We start from the raw sequence: 17,935 nt of genomic DNA, 5'->3' as shown, positions 1-17,935 counted from the left end.
CATCTCCTTTCTCCTGCTTACTGCACGAAGCTGGCGTCGTACAAGCTCTTCACATCCGGCATTTTCTTGATCACCCCTGCACGCAGCAGCAGTTTGCCGGCTTCATCACTGAAGGTTTCAATTTCACCATTGAAGAATTTCTTGTTCTCTTCCGGCCCCTGCCAGCGCAAATAACTGGCCGATTCCGCAAACTCCTTGCCAGTGGATTTTACTGCTGCACCCATGATCTCGTTGGATTTATCCGGCTGCTGTTTGATCATCTCCAGCGCATCGTAATAGCTGGCCACCAGCGCTTTCGCGGCCTGAGGATGTTCTTTCAGGAACGTTGGCGTACAGCCGAGCGTGTCCATGACCATAGGATAATCCAGCGTAGTGGCGAGGATCTTACCTGCCTTAGGCTGGTTGCGGATCACCGAGAGATAAGGTTCATAGGTCACTGCCGCATCGTTTTGACCCGCCGCAAAAGATTGTGCCGCCGCCTGCGGTGCCATGGTCGCGAGACGCACGTCTTTCATCGTCATGCCGTTTTTATCCAGCATCCACGCCAGCAGGAAATAAGGTGAGGTGCCGGGCGCATCAACCGCGATGGTTTTGCCTTTCAAATCTTTGATGCTGGTGATGTCACTGCGGGCGGCGAGGCCATCGGCACCATATGATTTGTCCAGCTGAACGATCTGCTTGATCGGCACGCCTGCGGCGTTCCAGGAGATGTAGGTTTCCACCGTGGTCGCCGCGCACTGAATGGTGCCGGAAGCCACCGCCAGATGTCGGCTGCTCTGCGGGATCATCTTCACATCGACATCAAGGCCGTGCTTTTTGAAAATCCCAGCTTTATCGGCCAGCGTCAGCGGGGCAAATCCGGTCCAGCCGGAAATACCGATGGCGACTTTGGTGTCGGCCGCCTGTGCTCCTAAAGCACTGGCGCACAGTACTGCGGCGGTTAATGCACGAACAACGAGTTTCACTGGCTTGCCCATCTTCCACTCCTGATAAAGGTGATGAAAAACAACGGTTGTATAGTCTTATCTATACAAGCCAAGCAATGGCTGTGCCAGATTGTGAAAGCCCATTGTGATGGGGAAAGGGGGTTGAGATCGCGCACTGAAACGGTGCATAAACCCTATGCCGATGATCACACTGGTGCGAAAGCAACCTTCGGCGGATGGCGCTATAATCACGCCAATTTTTCAACAGAAGGAACACCGTATGACGGTGAAATTGCGTCCGCTTGAGCGAGAAGATCTGCACTTTGTGCACCAGTTAGACAACAACGCCAGCGTGATGCGTTATTGGTTTGAGGAGCCGTACGAAGCTTTTGTCGAGCTCTCGGATCTCTACGACAAGCATATCCACGATCAAACAGAGCGTCGTTTTGTCGTTGAACACGATGGGCAAAAAGCGGGATTGGTGGAACTGGTCGAGATCAATCACGTACATCGTCGCGCTGAGTTTCAGATCATCATTGATCCGGGGCATCAGGGCAAAGGCTTAGCCAGTCAGGCGGCTAAACTGGCGATGGATTATGGCTTTTCGGTGCTCAATCTCTACAAACTCTACCTGATTGTTGATCAGGAGAATGAGAAAGCGATTCACATCTACACCAAACTGGGATTTGAAGTGGAAGGCGTGCTGAAGCACGAATTTTTCATCAATGGTGAATACCGCAATACCATTCGCATGTGCATTTTCCAGCAGCAGTATCTGGCGCAGCATAAATCCGGTCATGCCATGGTGAAGCCGACAGCACAATAGCTTGAAATCGGCTCTCATTGTCGCTGCCGTCTTGAATATCAAACGGCAGCTATGTGATTTATCGCTTTTAACCAAAAAGATGATGCTGAACCTTAGCAGCGCGGTGTATCGCGCATCTCTCAGCGACATACCTGCTTAGGAGATGCACAAAAAATTGCGCCGCGACCACGCCATGCGGTTTAACCGCCGCGCGCACCCACCACGTTGAGACGTGGCTGCGGATGTTCAGGTTTCAGGTCGTACATGCCGCCATAGAACGGATCCACCAGCAGCCAGCCGGGGAAGCCCAGTAACGGGATATTACCCAGCAGATACCACAGGTTGGCACTGGCCTCGATCGGCAGCGTCACCGGCACGTAGCCCGGACTCTCCAGCATCACCTGATAGTGTTTTTTACCAAAATAATTACCAGTGGATTTTGCCAGCTCGACGGTTTGTGGCGTGTAGCCCTGCGCCACTGCGCGGCCGGTCTCATCCTGCACGGTGAAACGCGCGCCTTGCGGGACAGAGTCGATTTTTACCGGCTGCGTTTCCGTGCCGACAATGGTGGCACAGCCGCTCAGCAGCAATGCAGTGGCGGGAAGAAGGTGTCGCAGGTTCATGGCAGGTCCGCTATAGAATCAGATAGGACAGTCTAAACTGCCCTATCCTGCTTTTCACTCGCCTCAATCGCCCTATCAGTGCTGCTTTTCTGGCCTTTATTGCGGTTGACAACAGGCGGCAATCGCCGCGATATCTTGCGGTGTGGTGCGGCAACAGCCGCCAATCAACCGTGCGCCCGCTTGTTGCCACTCAGGGAATTTATCCTGCAGCGTGCAGCCCGACGGTGCCGAGTGCCAGGTTTTGCTGCTGGCATCGTACTGTTCACCGGAGTTGGGATAGACCAGCAGCGGTTTAGCACACAGCGCCTGCAGGGCTTGCAGCGCCGGTGTCACGCTCTCCAGTGCTACGCAGTTGATGCCCATCGCCACCACTTGCGGTGCCGCATTCACCAGCTCAGCTACCTGACTCAGCGGCGTGCCGTCGCTGATGTGCTGCGCATCACGCAGGGTGAAGGAGAACCAGGCGCTGCTGTTTGGGCACTCTGCCAGCAAACTCACCAGCGCCTGCGCTTCGGCAAATGACGGCAGGGTTTCACACGCCAGCAAATCCACGCCTGCGTCCAACAGCGCCTTGACGCGCGGGCGATGGAAATCTTTCATCTCCGCTTCTGGCAGGGCGTAATCACCGCGATACTCAGCACCATTAGCTAGGTAAGCGCCATAAGGCCCAACGGAACCGGCCACCAGCAAAGCGGCTTCACTGCCTGATGCCGCACGATAATCATCACGCGCACGTTGTGCCAGTTTCACACTTTGGTCGATCAATGTGAGCGCTTGCGCCTCATCCAGCCCACGCGCCGCAAAGCCCTGCGGCGTGGCCTGATAGCTGGCGGTGATCGCCACATTGGCGCCGGCCGCAAAATAGTCGTAATGCACCTGATAAATCAGCTCAGGGTTTTCCATCAGCACTTTGGCAGACCAGAGCGCATCGGCGAGATTGCAACCGCGCGCCTCCAGTTCGGTGGCCAGCGCGCCATCCAGAATCAGTGTGTCATGTTGTGTTAAGGCTTCTGCGACAGGATTACGCGACATCATTGGCCTCCCCGGCCTTCAGGTTACGTCGATGCGTGACATGGTATGCGGCATAGCAGAACAGCACAAATGGAATGCCGCACCACAGCGCAATACGCTGCGACGGATCGAAGGCCAGCCCGACACACGCCAGCAGGCACAGCAGGAAACCGAGAATCGGCGTTAGAGGATAGAGTGGCGCGCGATAGGCGAGTTGTTGCAGCGAACCGCCTGCGGCCAAGTGGCGACGACGGAACACATAGTGCGAGGCACAGATACTCAGCCACACCGCCACCACCGCAAAACCTGAAATGGCTGACAGCGCCACAAATACGGTATCCGGCGCGATCACGCTGGAGAACAGCGCCAGCAGGCCGCCCAGCATACTGACGGTGATCGCCAACACCGGAATCCCACGGCGGTTCACCTGGGCGAAACAGCGCGGCAAGGTGTTCTCATTCGCCAGTGACCACAGCATCCTGCCCGATGCATACAGACCCGAGTTGGCGGCGGACAGGATCGCCGTCAGGATCACGAAATTGAAGATATCAGCCGCATAGGGAATACCGATCTTCTCGAACACCAGCACAAACGGGCTTTTGACGATGCCGGCCTGATCCATCGGGATCAACGCCGCCAGCACAAATACTGTACCAATAAAGAAGATAATCAATCGTGCTACGGTCGTGCGGATCGCCAGCGGCAAGGCTTTCTGCGGCTGCTCGGTTTCGCCAGCGGCAATACCAATCAGCTCAGTGCCGGAGAAGGCGAAGTTCACCGCCACCATGGTCATCAGAATCGGCAAGGTGCCGTGCGGTAACCAGCCTGAAGCCGTCAGGTTACTCAATCCCGGTGCGGCACTGCCATCCTTCATCGGGATAAAGCCAAACATCGCGCCCGCACCGAGGATGATAAAGGCAATGATGGTGACCACTTTGATGATGGAGAACCAGAACTCCCCTTCCGCGAAGAAACGCGTGGAGACGATATTCAGCAGATAGATGGCGATGCAGAAAACCAAACACCACAGCCACACCGGCGTGGTGGGGAACCAATACTGCATACAGAATCCGGCGGCGGTCAGGCTGGAGCCGAGCGCCACCGTCCACGTCAGCCAGTAAAGCCAGGCCACGGTGTAGCCGGTTGCCGGGCTGAGATAGCGCGCCGCATAGACATGGAAAGCGCCGGTTTCCGGCATCGCTACGGCCAGTTCGCCGAGACATACCATCACCAGCCACACCACCAGCGCGCCGATCAGATATGCCAGTAGCGTGCCCGCCGCCCCGGTGGTTGAGATGATATAGCCGGTGTTGAAGAACAGTCCGGTGCCAATCACACCTCCCAGCGACAGCATCACCAGATGCCGCACTTTCATGGTGCGCTTAAAGTTTTCCTGCGAAGAAGTATCCTGCGTTTGCATTATTTTTATCCGTATGGACGTCTGAACATCTATATGGACACAGGGTTATACGCGCCAGCGTGTCAATTTGCAACGTGGCAAAGGGTGAGGGTTTTAAAAAGTCGGGGGTGGCCCCGCGTCAACGGGGCACCACATCAGGCGCCAAATACGCCTTGCAGATAGCGCTCAAGCGCGATACGCGAGCTAAAACCGTGCGGAATACCGTAATGTTCCTGGGATTCACCCATCAGATAAAGCGGGAACTGGGTGTAATGATCGCAGGTTTTCATTTCTGAGGCGGGCTCGGCAAAGTGCTGACTTTTCTCTTTCAGCGTGGGGTGAATGATCAATGCGGTGCGGCCCATGCGCGCTTCGCGATTGACGTAGACATAATTTTCACCACGACGATAACCGTAAATTTTTGGCGTCAGGGTGTCCATTTCGAACCCTGCTTTTTCCAGTACGCGCGCTACCTCATCCGGACGTAAATACATGCTTGCTCCTCTCTTCTCACAGCCCCGCAACCTTACAACAGCCCGACATACAGGACATTCGGAATTTCCCTAAAGCCTGGCATACGCCTGCGTTTAGTCACGTTTCGTCTACACTCAGTATTACTTGTTAAATCAAAGGGAGCGAAAAAATGTTTAATCGCGTAAGCAAAAACGATGACATTGATATCAATCAGGATGTAAACGAGCTGGCAGATTCGCTCGAAGCATTACTTAAATCTTACGGCAGCGAAGCCAAAGATGAAGTGGATAGCGCACGCAGCAAAGCACAGTCGCTGCTGAAGCAGACCCGCGCAAAACTGAACGGCGGCAACAGCCGCGTTTCTCAGGCAGCGCGTGACGCCAGTTATCAAGTTGATGCCTACGTGCATGACAAACCCTGGCATGGCGTGGGTGTCGGTGCAGCCGTGGGTCTGGTGTTAGGTGCGCTGTTAATGTCACGCCGTTAACCATCTTTAGCGTTTAAAGAGAGCCTCGCGATTGCGGGGCTTTTTTGTGCCTGCCGCAAATGAAAGCGCACAAAATTTGACCTAAATTTTGCCTCCCTCGCCTTTACAAAAAAAATTTCGGGCCTGGAAGGTGCATGATCTCTGGTGTTAGCGTTTATCCGAAGATAAAAATACAAAATCCCTATATCTGGTGGGCTTGACCACCACGAGCACTACATCTAGTATTCAACCCATCAACTCGCTACCAGATGTCGTCAAGGACGAAGTTCGCTGCAAATAGGATTTTGCTTCGTATCTCGCATCCAGACCGCAATCAAAGGGAAATACGAATCATGCGCATTATTATTTACACTAAAAACAACTGTGTCCAGTGCAACGCGACAAAAAATGCCATGGACCGTAAAGGTATCGACTATCAGCTGATCAACCTCGATACCCAACCGGAAGCCATTGATAACCTCAAATCCCTCGGCTATCGCCAGGTGCCCGTCGTCATGACCCATGATGACCACTGGAGCGGCTTCCGCCCTGACAAAATCGCCAGCCTGCGCCAGCTCGCTGCAGTCGGGGGATAAGGCGATGTTCCCACTGGTCTACTTCTCTAGCCAGTCGGAAAACACGCACCGATTTATCACTCGTCTGGGACTGCCTGCTTGCCGCATACCGCTTGATGGCAAGCAGCGCCTGCATATCGACCAACCCTTTATTTTAGTGGTGCCGAGCTACGGCGGCGGCAGTGCGCGGGGTGCGGTGCCCAGACAAGTGATTCAATTCCTTAATGATGACGCCAACCGACGCGGTATCCGCGGGGTGATTGCTGCCGGTAACCGTAACTTCGGTGAAGGCTATTGCCTGGCAGGCGACATCATTGCGCAGAAATGTCAGGTTCCTTATCTCTACCGCTTTGAGCTGATGGGAACCCCCGACGATATCGCTAATGTAAAAGCGGGAGTAACCCAATTTTGGCAACGACAGATACCCTGAACAGCACGCAGCTGGATTATCACGCGCTCAACGCGATGCTGAACCTGTATGACGCCGATGGCCGCATTCAGTTCGAGAAAGATCACGAGGCTACGCGCCAGTTCTTCCTGCAGCATGTAGAGCCGAATACCGTACAGTTCGCTTCGGCGGCCGATCGCCTGCGCTATCTGGTTGAGGAAGGCTACTATGAAGCCACGGTACTGAATCAGTACGACTTCAGTTTCCTGTGCCAGCTGCACGATGAAGCCGATGCCTGGGGTTTCCGTTTCCACACCTTCCTCGGTGCGTGGAAGTTTTACACCAGCTACACGCTGAAAACCTTCGACGGTAAACGCTATCTGGAAACCTTCGAGCAGCGCGCCTGCATGGTGGCGCTGACGCTGGCACGCGGCAACGAATCTCTGTCACGCGAATTGCTGGCAGAGATGCTCAGCGGCCGCTTCCAGCCAGCCACCCCAACCTTCCTCAACTGCGGTAAACAGCAGCGCGGCGAGTTAGTCTCGTGCTTCCTGCTGCGCATCGAAGACAATATGGAATCGATTGGGCGTGCGGTGAACTCGGCGCTGCAGTTGTCAAAACGCGGCGGCGGCGTGGCCTTCCTGCTCTCTAACCTGCGTGAATCCGGTGCGCCGATTAAGCGCATCGAAAACCAGTCGTCTGGCGTGATTCCGGTAATGAAGATGCTGGAAGATGCGTTCTCTTACGCCAATCAGCTTGGTGCGCGTCAGGGCGCGGGCGCGGTGTGGCTGAACGCTCACCACCCTGATATTTTCCGCTTTCTTGATACCAAACGCGAAAACGCTGACGAGAAGATCCGTATCAAAACGCTGTCGCTCGGCGTGGTGATCCCCGATATCACCTTCCAGCTGGCGAAAGAGAATCGCGATATGGCGCTGTTCTCGCCGTATGACGTTGAGCGCATTTACGGCAAAGCGTTCGGTGATATCAGCATCAGCGAGCTGTATGAAGAGATGCTGGCCGACGATCGTATCCGTAAGACTTACATCAAGCCGCGTGACTTCTTCCAGACGCTGGCAGAAATTCAGTTTGAGTCAGGCTATCCGTACATCATGTACGAAGACAGCGTGAACCGTCACAACCCGATTGCTGGTCGCATCAATATGAGCAACCTGTGCTCAGAGATTTTGCAGGTTAACAGCGCCAGCGAATTCTATGACGATCTTAACTACCGCCGCGTGGGCAAGGATATCTCCTGTAACCTCGGCTCGCTGAACATCGCGCATGCTATGGATTCCCGCAATCTGGCGCAGACCGTTGAAACCGCCGTGCGCGCATTGACGGCGGTTTCTGAGATGAGCGAAATCAACTCGGTGCCGTCGGTCGCGGAAGGCAATCGTCGTTCACATGCGGTGGGCCTGGGTCAGATGAACCTGCACGGCTATCTGGCGCGTGAAGGCATGGCTTATGGCTCGGAAGAGGCACTGGATTTCACCAATCTCTACTTCTACTGCGTCACCTATCACGCGGTGCGCACGTCGAACCTGCTGGCACAAGAGCGCAATCAGAGTTTTGATGGCTTTGAACAATCGCAGTACGCCAACGGTCACTACTTCGATAAGTATGTGGATCGCGCCTGGCTGCCACGCACCGCGCGTGTGGCACAGATTTTTGCCGATGCAGGCATTGCGCTGCCAAGTCAGGCCGATTGGCAGGCATTGCGCGAATCAGTGATGCAACACGGCTTGTTTAACCAGAACTTACAGGCGGTGCCGCCAACCGGTTCGATCTCGTACATCAATCACGCGACATCGAGTATTCACCCGATCGTGTCGCGCATTGAGATCCGTAAAGAGGGTAAAACCGGCCGCGTTTACTATCCGGCGCCGTTTATGACCAACGAGAATCTGGATCTCTATCAGGATGCGTACCAGATTGGTCCGGAAGCGATCATTGATACCTACGCTGAAGCCACGCAGCACGTCGATCAGGGCTTGTCTTTGACGCTGTTCTTCCGCGATGACGTCACCACGCGTGACATCAACAAAGCGCAAATTTATGCGTGGAAGAAAGGTATCAAAACGCTCTATTACATTCGTCTGCGCCAGATGGCGCTGCAAGGCACCGAAGTCCAGGGCTGCGTCTCCTGCTCATTGTGATGAAAACTATGCAACTTAAACAAATTCAAGCGATTAACTGGAACCGAATCCAGGACGAAAAAGACCTCGAAGTGTGGAACCGTCTAACCAGTAACTTCTGGCTGCCGGAAAAAGTGCCATTGTCCAACGACCTGCCAGCCTGGCAGTCGCTGGACCACCAGCAACAGCAGCTGACCATCCGCGTGTTTACCGGTTTGACGCTGCTCGACACTATCCAGAACGTGATCGGCGCGCCGGGCCTGATGGAAGACGCCATCACGCCGCATGAAGAAGCGGTGCTGTCGAATATCAGCTTTATGGAAGCGGTGCATGCGCGTTCATACAGCTCGATTTTCTCCACCCTGTGTAACACCGCCGATGTCGATGCGGCGTATCGCTGGAGTGAGGAAAACGAAGCGTTGCAGAACAAGGCGAAGATTGTGCTGGAGCACTATCGTGCCGAGGACCCGCTGAAGAAGAAAATCGCCAGCGTGTTCCTGGAATCGTTCCTGTTCTACTCCGGTTTCTGGCTGCCGATGTACTGGTCAAGCCGTGGCAAATTGACCAACACCGCTGACCTGATTCGTTTGATTATTCGCGATGAAGCGGTGCACGGTTATTACATCGGCTACAAGTACCAGAAAGCACTGGAAAAAGTTGACGATTCACGCCGTGAAGAGCTGCAGCAATTTGCCATCGATTTGCTGCTGGCGCTGTATGAAAACGAAGTGGAGTATACCGAAGCGCTGTATGCGGATGTCGGTTGGGCGGAAGAGGTAAAAACCTTCCTGCACTACAACGCTAATAAGGCGTTGATGAATCTGGGGTATGAGGCGTTGTTCCCGTCAGAGCTGACGACGGTGAATCCGGCCATTCTCTCGGCTTTGTCACCGAATGCCGATGAAAACCACGATTTCTTTTCCGGTTCAGGTTCTTCCTACGTGATGGGAAAAGCCGTGGAAACCGAAGACGAGGACTGGAATTTCTAGCATCAGGCCTGCTGCACAGGGCGCGCCACAACGCGCCCTTTCATCACCTTCATATTTACTGATTAGACTGACAAATATTCCCTCGTTATTTCCCTTTCTCAGCTTCATTATTTTGTCATTTTAGCGCCATTAATTCGTCCATTATATCGCCTACATAAGCGCAATTTATTCGTGTTTCACTGAGCATTTGCCGTGAAAGCGGGTTAATTTCATAAAAAATTCAGAAAAAAATGATTCGCTCTCATCCCTTGTGAGCACTGGAATTATCGCCAATCTGCACGCGCTCGCTCAGCCAAATATCCGAACCAAGGGTTGTCAGATATTCTCACTATGCTAGGTTATAGGGCGCTTAAATTTAATCGAGATCACTACAAGAAATAGCTAAACATTTAACCGGGAAATTAATTACTGCATGGCAATTAAACTCGAAGTAAAGAATTTATATAAGGTATTTGGGGATCACCCCGAAAAGGCATTTAAGCTGATTGAGAAAGGCGAAAGCAAAGAGAGTATTCTGGCGAAAACCGGTCTCTCCGTCGGCGTAAAAGATGCCAGTCTGGCCATTGAAGAAGGCGAGATCTTCGTCATCATGGGGCTCTCCGGTTCAGGGAAATCCACCATGGTTCGCCTTCTCAATCGTCTGATCGAGCCCACTCGCGGCCAGGTGATCATTGACGGTGTCGATATTGCGAAAATATCGGATGCTGAACTGCGTGAAGTGCGCAGAAATAAGATCAGCATGGTATTCCAGTCCTTCGCATTAATGCCCCATATGACGGTGCTGAATAATACCGCCTTCGGCATGGAATTAGCGGGCGTGCCGTTACAGGAACGTCAGGAAAAAGCGCTGGAAGCATTGCGTCAGGTGGGACTGGATAATTATGCTCACTCCTATCCAGATGAACTCTCCGGCGGTATGCGTCAACGTGTCGGATTAGCGCGCGCGCTGGCGATCAATCCCGATATTTTACTGATGGATGAAGCCTTCTCCGCCCTCGATCCGCTTATTCGTACCGAAATGCAGGATGAGCTGGTCAAACTGCAGGCGAAACATCAGCGTACCATTGTGTTTATCTCTCACGATCTCGACGAAGCGATGCGTATTGGCGATCGCATCGCCATCATGCAGGGTGGCGAAGTGGTACAGGTCGGTACGCCGGATGAAATCCTGAATAATCCCGCTAACGATTATGTGCGCACCTTCTTCCGGGGTGTCGATATTAGCCATGTGTTTAGCGCTAAGGATATTGCCCGTCGTAGCGCCGGCGCGCTGATTCGTAAAGCGGCCGGTTTTGGCCCACGTTCCGCCATTAAACTGCTTCAGGATGAAGACCGCGAATATGGCTATGTGCTGGAGAAACAGAAATTTGTCGGCGTAGTTTCAACCGATTCACTCAAAGCGGCACTGGCTGCGGGTGAAGGTCTGGATAGCGCCCTGCTTGAGACGCCGTTAGCGGTTCCTGCGGATACCTCCCTGAACGATTTGCTCTCCCACGTTGCACAAGCGCCCTGCGCGGTGCCGGTGGTTGGCGAAGAAAATCAGTACGTCGGTATTATTTCCAAAAGCATGCTATTGCGCGCTTTAGATCGTGAAGGAGCCCAGTCATGAGTGAACAAACCAGCAATCCGTGGGACAGCGCCAGCCAGACCACGCAGCAACCCGCGACCACAGATTCGAGCGCCGCGGCCAGCAGTAGCGATCCCTGGGGCGGCAGTAGCAGCAGCGCACCCGCCGACAGCACGTCCAGCAGCGGTTCCGCCGATGCATGGGGCGATCCTTCAGCGGCGAGCGGTGGACATGATGCTGCCAGCAGCGCAGCCAGTAGCAGTGGTTCAGCCGATGCATGGGGTGATCCATCAGCGGCGAGCGGTGGACATGATGCCGCCAGCAGTGCCGCCAGTAGCAGTGACTGGCTCAACAGCGCGCCCGCTCCGGCTCCCGAGCATTTTAATATCATGGATCCGTTCCACAAGACCTGGATCCCACTCGACAGCTGGGTGACCGAAGGCATCGACTGGGTCGTCAGCCATTTCCGCCCGGTGTTCCAGGGCATTCGCGTGCCGGTCGACTATATCCTCAGCGCATTCCAGCAGTTGCTGCTGGGCATGCCCGCGCCCGTGGCGATTGTGGTATTTGCGTTGATTGCCTGGCAAATTGCCAGCCCGGCCATGGGAATCGCGACTCTCATTTCCTTGATTGCGATTGGTGCTATTGGCGCGTGGTCGCAAGCGATGGTGACACTGGCGCTGGTACTGACCGCCCTGCTGTTCTGCATCATCATCGGCCTCCCGCTGGGCATTTGGCTGGCGCGCAGTGAACGCGCGGCACGCATTATTCGTCCGCTGCTGGATGCGATGCAGACCACGCCGGCCTTCGTGTATTTAGTGCCGATCGTGATGCTGTTCGGTATCGGCAACGTACCGGGCGTGGTGGTGACCATTATCTTTGCGCTCCCGCCGATGGTGCGTCTGACCATTCTTGGCATTAAGCAGGTGCCCGCCGATTTGATCGAAGCGAGCGAATCCTTTGGTGCCAGCCCGCGTCAGATGCTGTTCAAAGTGCAGTTGCCGCTGGCGATGCCGACCATTATGGCCGGTGTGAACCAGACGCTGATGCTGGCGCTGTCGATGGTGGTTATCGCCTCGATGATCGCTGTGGGTGGTTTAGGCCAGATGGTGCTGCGCGGTATCGGTCGTTTAGATATGGGTCTGGCAACTGTCGGCGGCGTGGGCATCGTGATTCTGGCGATTATCCTTGATCGCCTGACTCAGTCGTTCGCCCGTGATAGCCGCAGCCGTGGCAACCGTCACTGGTACAGCACCGGTCCAATTGGCCTGCTGCTGCGCCCCTTCAGTAAAAAAGCCTGATTTCTATGGACGGCCCAGCGTGGCCGTCCGTCTGACGCAACACGTAAAATAAGGAATGACTATGCGCAAGACAGCTCTGTTCGCTGCCGTCCTGACGACGTTCGCCGCGACGCACGTGTCCGCCGCCGACCTGCCGGGTAAAGGCATCACCGTTAAACCTCTGCAAAGCACTATCGCAGAAGAAACTTTCCAGACGCTGATTGTCAGCCGCGCACTGGAAAAACTGGGCTACACCGTTGAGAAGCCGGGCGAAGTCGATTACAACGTAGCCTACACCACCATCGCGGCAGGTGATGCCACCTTTATAGCCACTAACTGGAAACCGCTGCATGACGACATGTATAAAGCGGCAGGCGGTGATAACAAGTTTTACCGTGAAGGCACTTACGTTGGCGGCGCTGCTCAGGGTTATCTGATCGATAAGAAAACCGCCGAGCAGTATCACATCACCAACATCGAACAGCTTAAAGATCCGAAAATCGCCAAACTGTTCGACAGCAACGGTGACGGCAAAGCCGACATGACGGGCTGTACGCCGGGCTGGGGCTGTGAAGCGGTGATTAACCACCAGAATAAAGCCTATGGCCTGGCTGATACGGTTACGGCCAACATGGGTAACTATTCAGCAATGGTGGCTGACACCCTGGCACGCTACAAGCAGGGCAAACCTATCCTTTATTACACCTGGACACCTTACTGGCTGAGCGACGTGCTCAAACCGGGTAAAGATGTGGTTTGGCTGCAGGTGCCATTCTCTTCCCTGCCAGGCGAGCAGAGCAAAGTGGACACCAAACTGCCTAATGGTAAAAATTACGGTTTCCCGGTCAACACTATGCACATTGTGGCCAACAAAGCCTGGGCTGAGAAAAACCCAGCAGCGGCAAAACTGTTTGCTGAAATGAAATTGCCGATTGGTGATATCAACGCCGAAAACGCGGCCATGCATGCGGGTCAGGCTTCTGAAGCTGACATCAATCGCCACGTAGATGGCTGGATCAAAGGCCATCAGGCCGAGTTTGATAAGTGGATTTCTGACGCACAAGCGGCGGCAAAGTAATCCTCTTCCCTTAAAAGCGGCCTTTTGGCCGCTTTTGTTCTCAATCCCCGCACAGTTCGTGCGTTATAGCGCACTGGTACGTCCTGTCAATTAACACACCATTGAAATAATTTTTTGGGTTACTATTAACCACAAATGATTATCTACGCCTTTCTTCCGCCATGAATGCTGCTAAGCCGAGACTTATCTCTGCAATGCCTGAGGTTAAATTCTCTCAACGAATGCAATTCATCATTTTAGCTGGTACGGTATTGGTACCGGAATTGTTACGATTAAGTTAATTAAACCATTGATTTCGTGATGTAATGCGTTCAGCTAAAGTGTTTAGAAAGCGTAAAGACCAACCCAATCACGTGAGTGAGACTATTCATTGATGATTGAGTTTGTTATGGTTAGCAGCACAGTTATTCACCAGAGTTATTTTTTCTCGCGAAATTATTTTTTCTTAAAAATATTTCACGATGTGAATTGATGACAATGTAACCATCCTGCGTGGCACGTTGTCAGGGCGAAGCGCCCAGGGTTATGGAACGACCTGGAACGCCAGATGTTGACAATGTGATCGTGCGAACAATCACTGGCGGAAAATATGACTACGCTTAATCTGTCACCATCCTTACTATACCAGTTGCAACTAAGAGGTTTTTTTTAAAATGGAAAGTTCGTTTACTCCCATTGAACAGATGCTGAACATCCGTGCTAACCGCCATAAAGATTTTCCGTTGCAGGAAATCATCCTGACTCGTCTGTGCATGCATATGCAGGGAAAACTGCTGGATAACCGCAACAAGATGTTGAAGGCGCAGGGAATTAACGAGACCTTATTCATGGCGCTGATTACACTTGATGCGCAAGAAAACCAGAGCATCCAGCCTTCAGAACTGAGTTCTGCGCTGGGTTCCTCACGCACTAATGCAACACGTATTGCCGATGAGTTGGAAAAACGCGGCTGGATCGAGCGCCGCGAGAGCGATAATGACCGTCGCTGCCTGCATCTGCACCTGACCGAAAAAGGTAACGAATTCTTACGTCAGCTGCTGCCACCGCAGCATCAGAGTCTGCAGTATCTGTGGTCTTCGCTCTCTACATCCGAGCAGGATCAGCTGGAAGCGATTACGCGCAAGTTGCTTAACCGTCTTGATAAAATGGATGAAGATCAGGTTATCGCTTCCCTGTCGCGCTAATAGCAAGAAGTGCGACACAATCACCTTCCGAAATCGCTATTTTAATCCCCTTTTATCCGGCCAGCGTCTTATACGCTGGCTTTTTCGACTCGGGAAACCGTGTTGAAGGATCAACACAGCCCGGCTAAATGGAAAACGTGGAGAACAACATGAGTGCGACCGCGGAAGCGCAAAGCCCGCAACAGCCAGCGAATAAAAAGAAGAAGCGCAAAGGTGTGCTGATCCTGCTGGCTATCGTGTTTGTATTGATTGGGGTGGCGTATCTGGCCTACTGGTATTTGGTGCTGCGCCATTTCCAGGAAACCGATGACGCCTATGTGTCAGGTAATCAGGTGCAGGTGATGGCACAGGTTTCCGGCAGCGTGAATAAAGTCTGGTTCGATGACACTGACTTCGTGAAAAAAGGCGATATTTTGGTGTCGCTGGATAAAACCGATGCGGAGCAGGCGTTTGAAAAAGCGCAGACTGCACTGGCCACCAGCGTCCGCCAGACGCATCAATTGATGATCAACGGCAAGCAGTATCAGGCCACCATCAAGCTGCAACAGACCGCGCTGGATCAGGCTGAAGCCGATCTGAAACGTCGTGAGCCGCTGGGTGCATCAAACCTGATTGGTCGTGAAGAACTGCAGCACTCACGTGATGCCGTGGCCACGGCGAAAGCGCAACTTGATGTCGCCGTGCAGCAGTACAACGCGAACCAGGCGATGATCCTGAACACCGATCTGGAACAGCAACCCGCCGTCAAACAAAGCGCGGCTGAACTGCGTGATGCCTGGCTGGCGCTGCAGCGTACCGATATCCGTAGTCCAATGGATGGCTATATTTCGCGTCGTAGTGTTCAGGTCGGTTCGCAGATCTCCACCAGCACGCCGCTGCTGGCGGTAGTGCCTGCCACGAATTTGTGGATTGATGCCAACTTCAAAGAAACGCAGCTTTCCGGCGTGCGCATCGGTCAGCCCGCTACCGTAATCAGCGATATTTACGGTGATGACGTGGAGTATCGCGGCAAAGTTGTCGGTCTGGATATGGGCACCGGCAGCGCCTTCTCTCTGCTGCCGGCGCAGAATGCGACAGGTAACTGGATCAAAGTGGTTCAGCGTTTACCGGTGCGTATTGAGCTGGACCCGCAACAGGTGGCCGAACACCCGCTGCGTATTGGTCTCTCCACCTTAGTCAAAGTGGATACCCAGAACAAAGACGGGGCTACACTGGCCAGTAGCGTGCGTCCACAAGCGGCGTATGAAAGTAACGCATTGGCAATCGACCTCGCGCCGGTTAACAAGCTGATTACTGATATCGTCCGTGCCAACGCCGATTAATTCCGCGGGAGGCTGTGATGGCACAAAAACCGCTTGAAGGTGCGCCGTTAGTCCTGATGACCATCGCCTTATCATTGGCGACGTTTATGCAGGTTCTCGACTCCACCATTGCTAACGTGGCGATCCCAACGATCGCCGGTAACCTTGGTGCCTCGAACTCACAGGGCACCTGGGTGATTACCTCATTCGGGGTGGCAAACGCCATCTCGATACCGATTACCGGTTGGTTAGCCAAACGTATCGGTGAAGTGAAGCTGTTTACCTGGTCGACCATTCTGTTTGTACTGGCCTCATGGGCGTGCGGCATGTCAGAGAGTCTGGAGATGCTGATTTTCTTCCGTATCATCCAGGGTGTGGTCGCCGGTCCGTTGATTCCACTGTCGCAAAGTTTGCTATTGAACAACTACCCGCCCGCGAAGCGCAGCGTGGCGCTCTCGCTGTGGGCAATGACGGTGATCGTTGCGCCGATCTGCGGTCCGATTCTCGGCGGCTGGATCAGTGATAACTATCACTGGGGTTGGATCTTCTTTATCAACGTGCCGATTGGTGTGGTCGTCGTCGCGCTGACTCTGCAAACCCTGCGAGGACGCGAAACCAAAACCGAGATCCGCCCGATTGATATCGTCGGTCTGGTGCTGTTGGTCGTGGGGATTGGTTCGCTGCAGGTGATGCTCGACCGGGGTAAAGAACTCGACTGGTTTGGCTCCACGGAAATCATCGTACTCACGGTAGTCGCCGTGGTGGCGCTGGCAGTGCTGTTGGTGTGGGAGCTAACGGACGACCATCCGATTGTCGATTTGTCGCTGTTTAAAAAGCGCAACTTCACCATCGGCTGTTTGTCGATCAGCCTGGCTTACATGCTTTACTTCGGCTCGATCGTGTTGCTGCCCCAGTTGCTGCAGGAGGTATACGGCTACACCGCCACCTGGGCAGGTTTGGCGTCAGCGCCGGTCGGCATCATTCCGGTGATCCTGTCGCCGATCATTGGTCGCTTTGCCCACAAGCTGGATATGCGGCGGTTGGTGACCTTCAGTTTTATCATGTATGCGGTGTGCTTCTACTGGCGTGCGTATACGTTTGAGCCGGGGATGGATTTTGGTGCGTCGGCATGGCCGCAGTTTATTCAGGGCTTTGCCGTGGCGTGCTTCTTTATGCCACTGACCACCATTACGCTGTCAGGGTTGCCGCCAGAGCGTATGGCAGCAGCATCAAGCCTGTCGAACTTTGTGCGTACGCTGGCCGGTTCAATCGGTACGTCGATCACCACCACCATGTGGACGGATCGCGAATCGATGCACCACAGCTATCTGTCTGAATCGGTGAATCCATTCAACCCGAATTCGCAGCAGATGTATGACCAACTGCAAAGCATGGGCATGACGCAGCAGCAAGCTTCAGCCTACATTGCACAGCAAATTACCAATCAGGGCCTGATCATCTCAGCGAATGAGATCTTCTGGGCATCAGCGGGAGTATTTTTGATCTTGCTGGTTCTGGTGTGGTTTGCTCGTCCGCCATTTGGCGCGGGCGGCGGTGGTGGTGGCGCGCACTAAACAGTAGAAACAAAAACGGGCCTTTCGGCCTAATGCCAGTCAGTTAAGGATCAGTTGAACGATCCAGTGGCTGTGTAAGAATCCGGAAACGCTTCGTTTCCGGATTTTTTTATGCAGCTCAGTCAGGCCCTTGATATCGTCTCTCGTTACGATTCTC

The 17,935-nt window shown here is 53.8% G+C and carries 17 protein-coding genes; 12 read left to right on the top strand and 5 right to left on the bottom strand.

The genetic code is table 11. The features are described from left to right. Positions 1-17: 17 nt before the first annotated feature. Positions 18-977: an ABC transporter substrate-binding protein gene (locus FD744_RS22020; protein WP_058959181.1), complete on the bottom strand. Its 960-nt coding sequence runs from the start codon at positions 975-977 to the stop codon at positions 18-20. Between the two features lie 229 nt (positions 978-1,206). Between FD744_RS22020 and speG the strand changes: the two genes are divergently transcribed. Next, the gene (gene speG, locus FD744_RS22015; RefSeq protein ID WP_034825496.1) at positions 1,207-1,752 is read left to right on the top strand and encodes a spermidine N1-acetyltransferase; all 546 of its coding nucleotides are present in this window, start codon (positions 1,207-1,209) and stop codon (positions 1,750-1,752) included. A gap of 179 nt (positions 1,753-1,931) precedes the next feature. Here speG and FD744_RS22010 read toward each other — a convergent pair whose 3' ends face one another. The 4 genes from FD744_RS22010 to FD744_RS21995 form a co-directional block, all read right to left on the bottom strand. After that, the gene (locus tag FD744_RS22010; protein ID WP_038645291.1) at positions 1,932-2,354 is read right to left on the bottom strand and encodes a hypothetical protein; all 423 of its coding nucleotides are present in this window, start codon (positions 2,352-2,354) and stop codon (positions 1,932-1,934) included. 96 nt (positions 2,355-2,450) lie between these two features. After that, complete coding sequence (gene mmuM / locus FD744_RS22005) at positions 2,451-3,386, bottom strand: homocysteine S-methyltransferase (protein WP_160869409.1); 936 nt, start codon at positions 3,384-3,386, stop codon at positions 2,451-2,453. Further along, entirely contained in the window at positions 3,376-4,785 is a 1,410-nt protein-coding gene (mmuP, locus tag FD744_RS22000) for an S-methylmethionine permease (RefSeq protein WP_160869407.1), read from the bottom strand. Before mmuP ends, mmuM begins: the two co-directional genes overlap by 11 nt. A 134-nt stretch (positions 4,786-4,919) precedes the next feature. Next, positions 4,920-5,258, bottom strand: coding sequence for a DUF2002 family protein (locus FD744_RS21995; RefSeq protein WP_034825485.1), 339 nt, complete (start codon positions 5,256-5,258; stop codon positions 4,920-4,922). 149 nt (positions 5,259-5,407) lie between these two features. Between FD744_RS21995 and FD744_RS21990 the strand changes: the two genes are divergently transcribed. The 11 genes from FD744_RS21990 to emrB all read left to right on the top strand — a co-directional run bounded on the left by FD744_RS21990 (position 5,408) and on the right by emrB (position 17,778). Beyond that, positions 5,408-5,725, top strand: coding sequence for a DUF883 family protein (locus FD744_RS21990; protein ID WP_058959185.1), 318 nt, complete (start codon positions 5,408-5,410; stop codon positions 5,723-5,725). A 332-nt stretch (positions 5,726-6,057) separates the two neighbouring features. Further along, a complete protein-coding gene (locus FD744_RS21985; protein ID WP_038645282.1) occupies positions 6,058-6,300 on the top strand; it encodes a redoxin NrdH in 243 nt (80 codons plus the stop codon). A gap of 4 nt (positions 6,301-6,304) precedes the next feature. Then, entirely contained in the window at positions 6,305-6,709 is a 405-nt protein-coding gene (gene nrdI / locus FD744_RS21980; protein ID WP_160869405.1) for a class Ib ribonucleoside-diphosphate reductase assembly flavoprotein NrdI, read from the top strand. Then, on the top strand, positions 6,688-8,826 hold the full coding sequence (nrdE, locus tag FD744_RS21975; protein WP_160869403.1) for a class 1b ribonucleoside-diphosphate reductase subunit alpha: 2,139 nt from the start codon (positions 6,688-6,690) through the stop codon (positions 8,824-8,826). Before nrdI ends, nrdE begins: the two co-directional genes overlap by 22 nt. 8 nt (positions 8,827-8,834) lie before the next feature. Continuing rightward, positions 8,835-9,794, top strand: a complete 960-nt coding sequence (gene nrdF / locus FD744_RS21970; RefSeq protein WP_160869401.1) for a class 1b ribonucleoside-diphosphate reductase subunit beta — start codon at positions 8,835-8,837, stop codon at positions 9,792-9,794. A gap of 412 nt (positions 9,795-10,206) precedes the next feature. Further along, positions 10,207-11,403, top strand: coding sequence for a glycine betaine/L-proline ABC transporter ATP-binding protein ProV (gene proV / locus FD744_RS21965; RefSeq protein ID WP_160869399.1), 1,197 nt, complete (start codon positions 10,207-10,209; stop codon positions 11,401-11,403). Then, positions 11,400-12,662 (top strand): glycine betaine/L-proline ABC transporter permease ProW, encoded by a 1,263-nt coding sequence (proW, locus tag FD744_RS21960; protein ID WP_160869397.1) that lies wholly within the window; start codon positions 11,400-11,402, stop codon positions 12,660-12,662. Before proV ends, proW begins: the two co-directional genes overlap by 4 nt. Before the next feature lie 61 nt (positions 12,663-12,723). Beyond that, positions 12,724-13,719 carry a glycine betaine/L-proline ABC transporter substrate-binding protein ProX gene (gene proX, locus FD744_RS21955; protein WP_058959187.1) on the top strand — a complete coding sequence of 332 codons (996 nt, stop codon included), beginning with the start codon at positions 12,724-12,726 and terminating at the stop codon, positions 13,717-13,719. 653 nt (positions 13,720-14,372) lie between these two features. Beyond that, entirely contained in the window at positions 14,373-14,903 is a 531-nt protein-coding gene (gene mprA / locus FD744_RS21950; protein ID WP_034825472.1) for a transcriptional repressor MprA, read from the top strand. Between the two features lie 149 nt (positions 14,904-15,052). After that, the gene (gene emrA / locus FD744_RS21945; RefSeq protein WP_160869395.1) at positions 15,053-16,225 is read left to right on the top strand and encodes a multidrug efflux MFS transporter periplasmic adaptor subunit EmrA; all 1,173 of its coding nucleotides are present in this window, start codon (positions 15,053-15,055) and stop codon (positions 16,223-16,225) included. A 14-nt stretch (positions 16,226-16,239) separates the two neighbouring features. After that, positions 16,240-17,778 carry a multidrug efflux MFS transporter permease subunit EmrB gene (gene emrB / locus FD744_RS21940; protein ID WP_141399025.1) on the top strand — a complete coding sequence of 513 codons (1,539 nt, stop codon included), beginning with the start codon at positions 16,240-16,242 and terminating at the stop codon, positions 17,776-17,778. The last annotated feature ends 157 nt before the right edge of the window (positions 17,779-17,935 follow it).

The sequence above is a fragment of the Pantoea sp. Taur genome (assembly GCF_009830025.1).
Taxonomy (GTDB): domain Bacteria; phylum Pseudomonadota; class Gammaproteobacteria; order Enterobacterales; family Enterobacteriaceae; genus Pantoea; species Pantoea communis.
The sequence above is the reverse complement of the archived record's forward strand: the minus strand, read 5'-3'. Positions and strand labels throughout refer to the sequence as shown.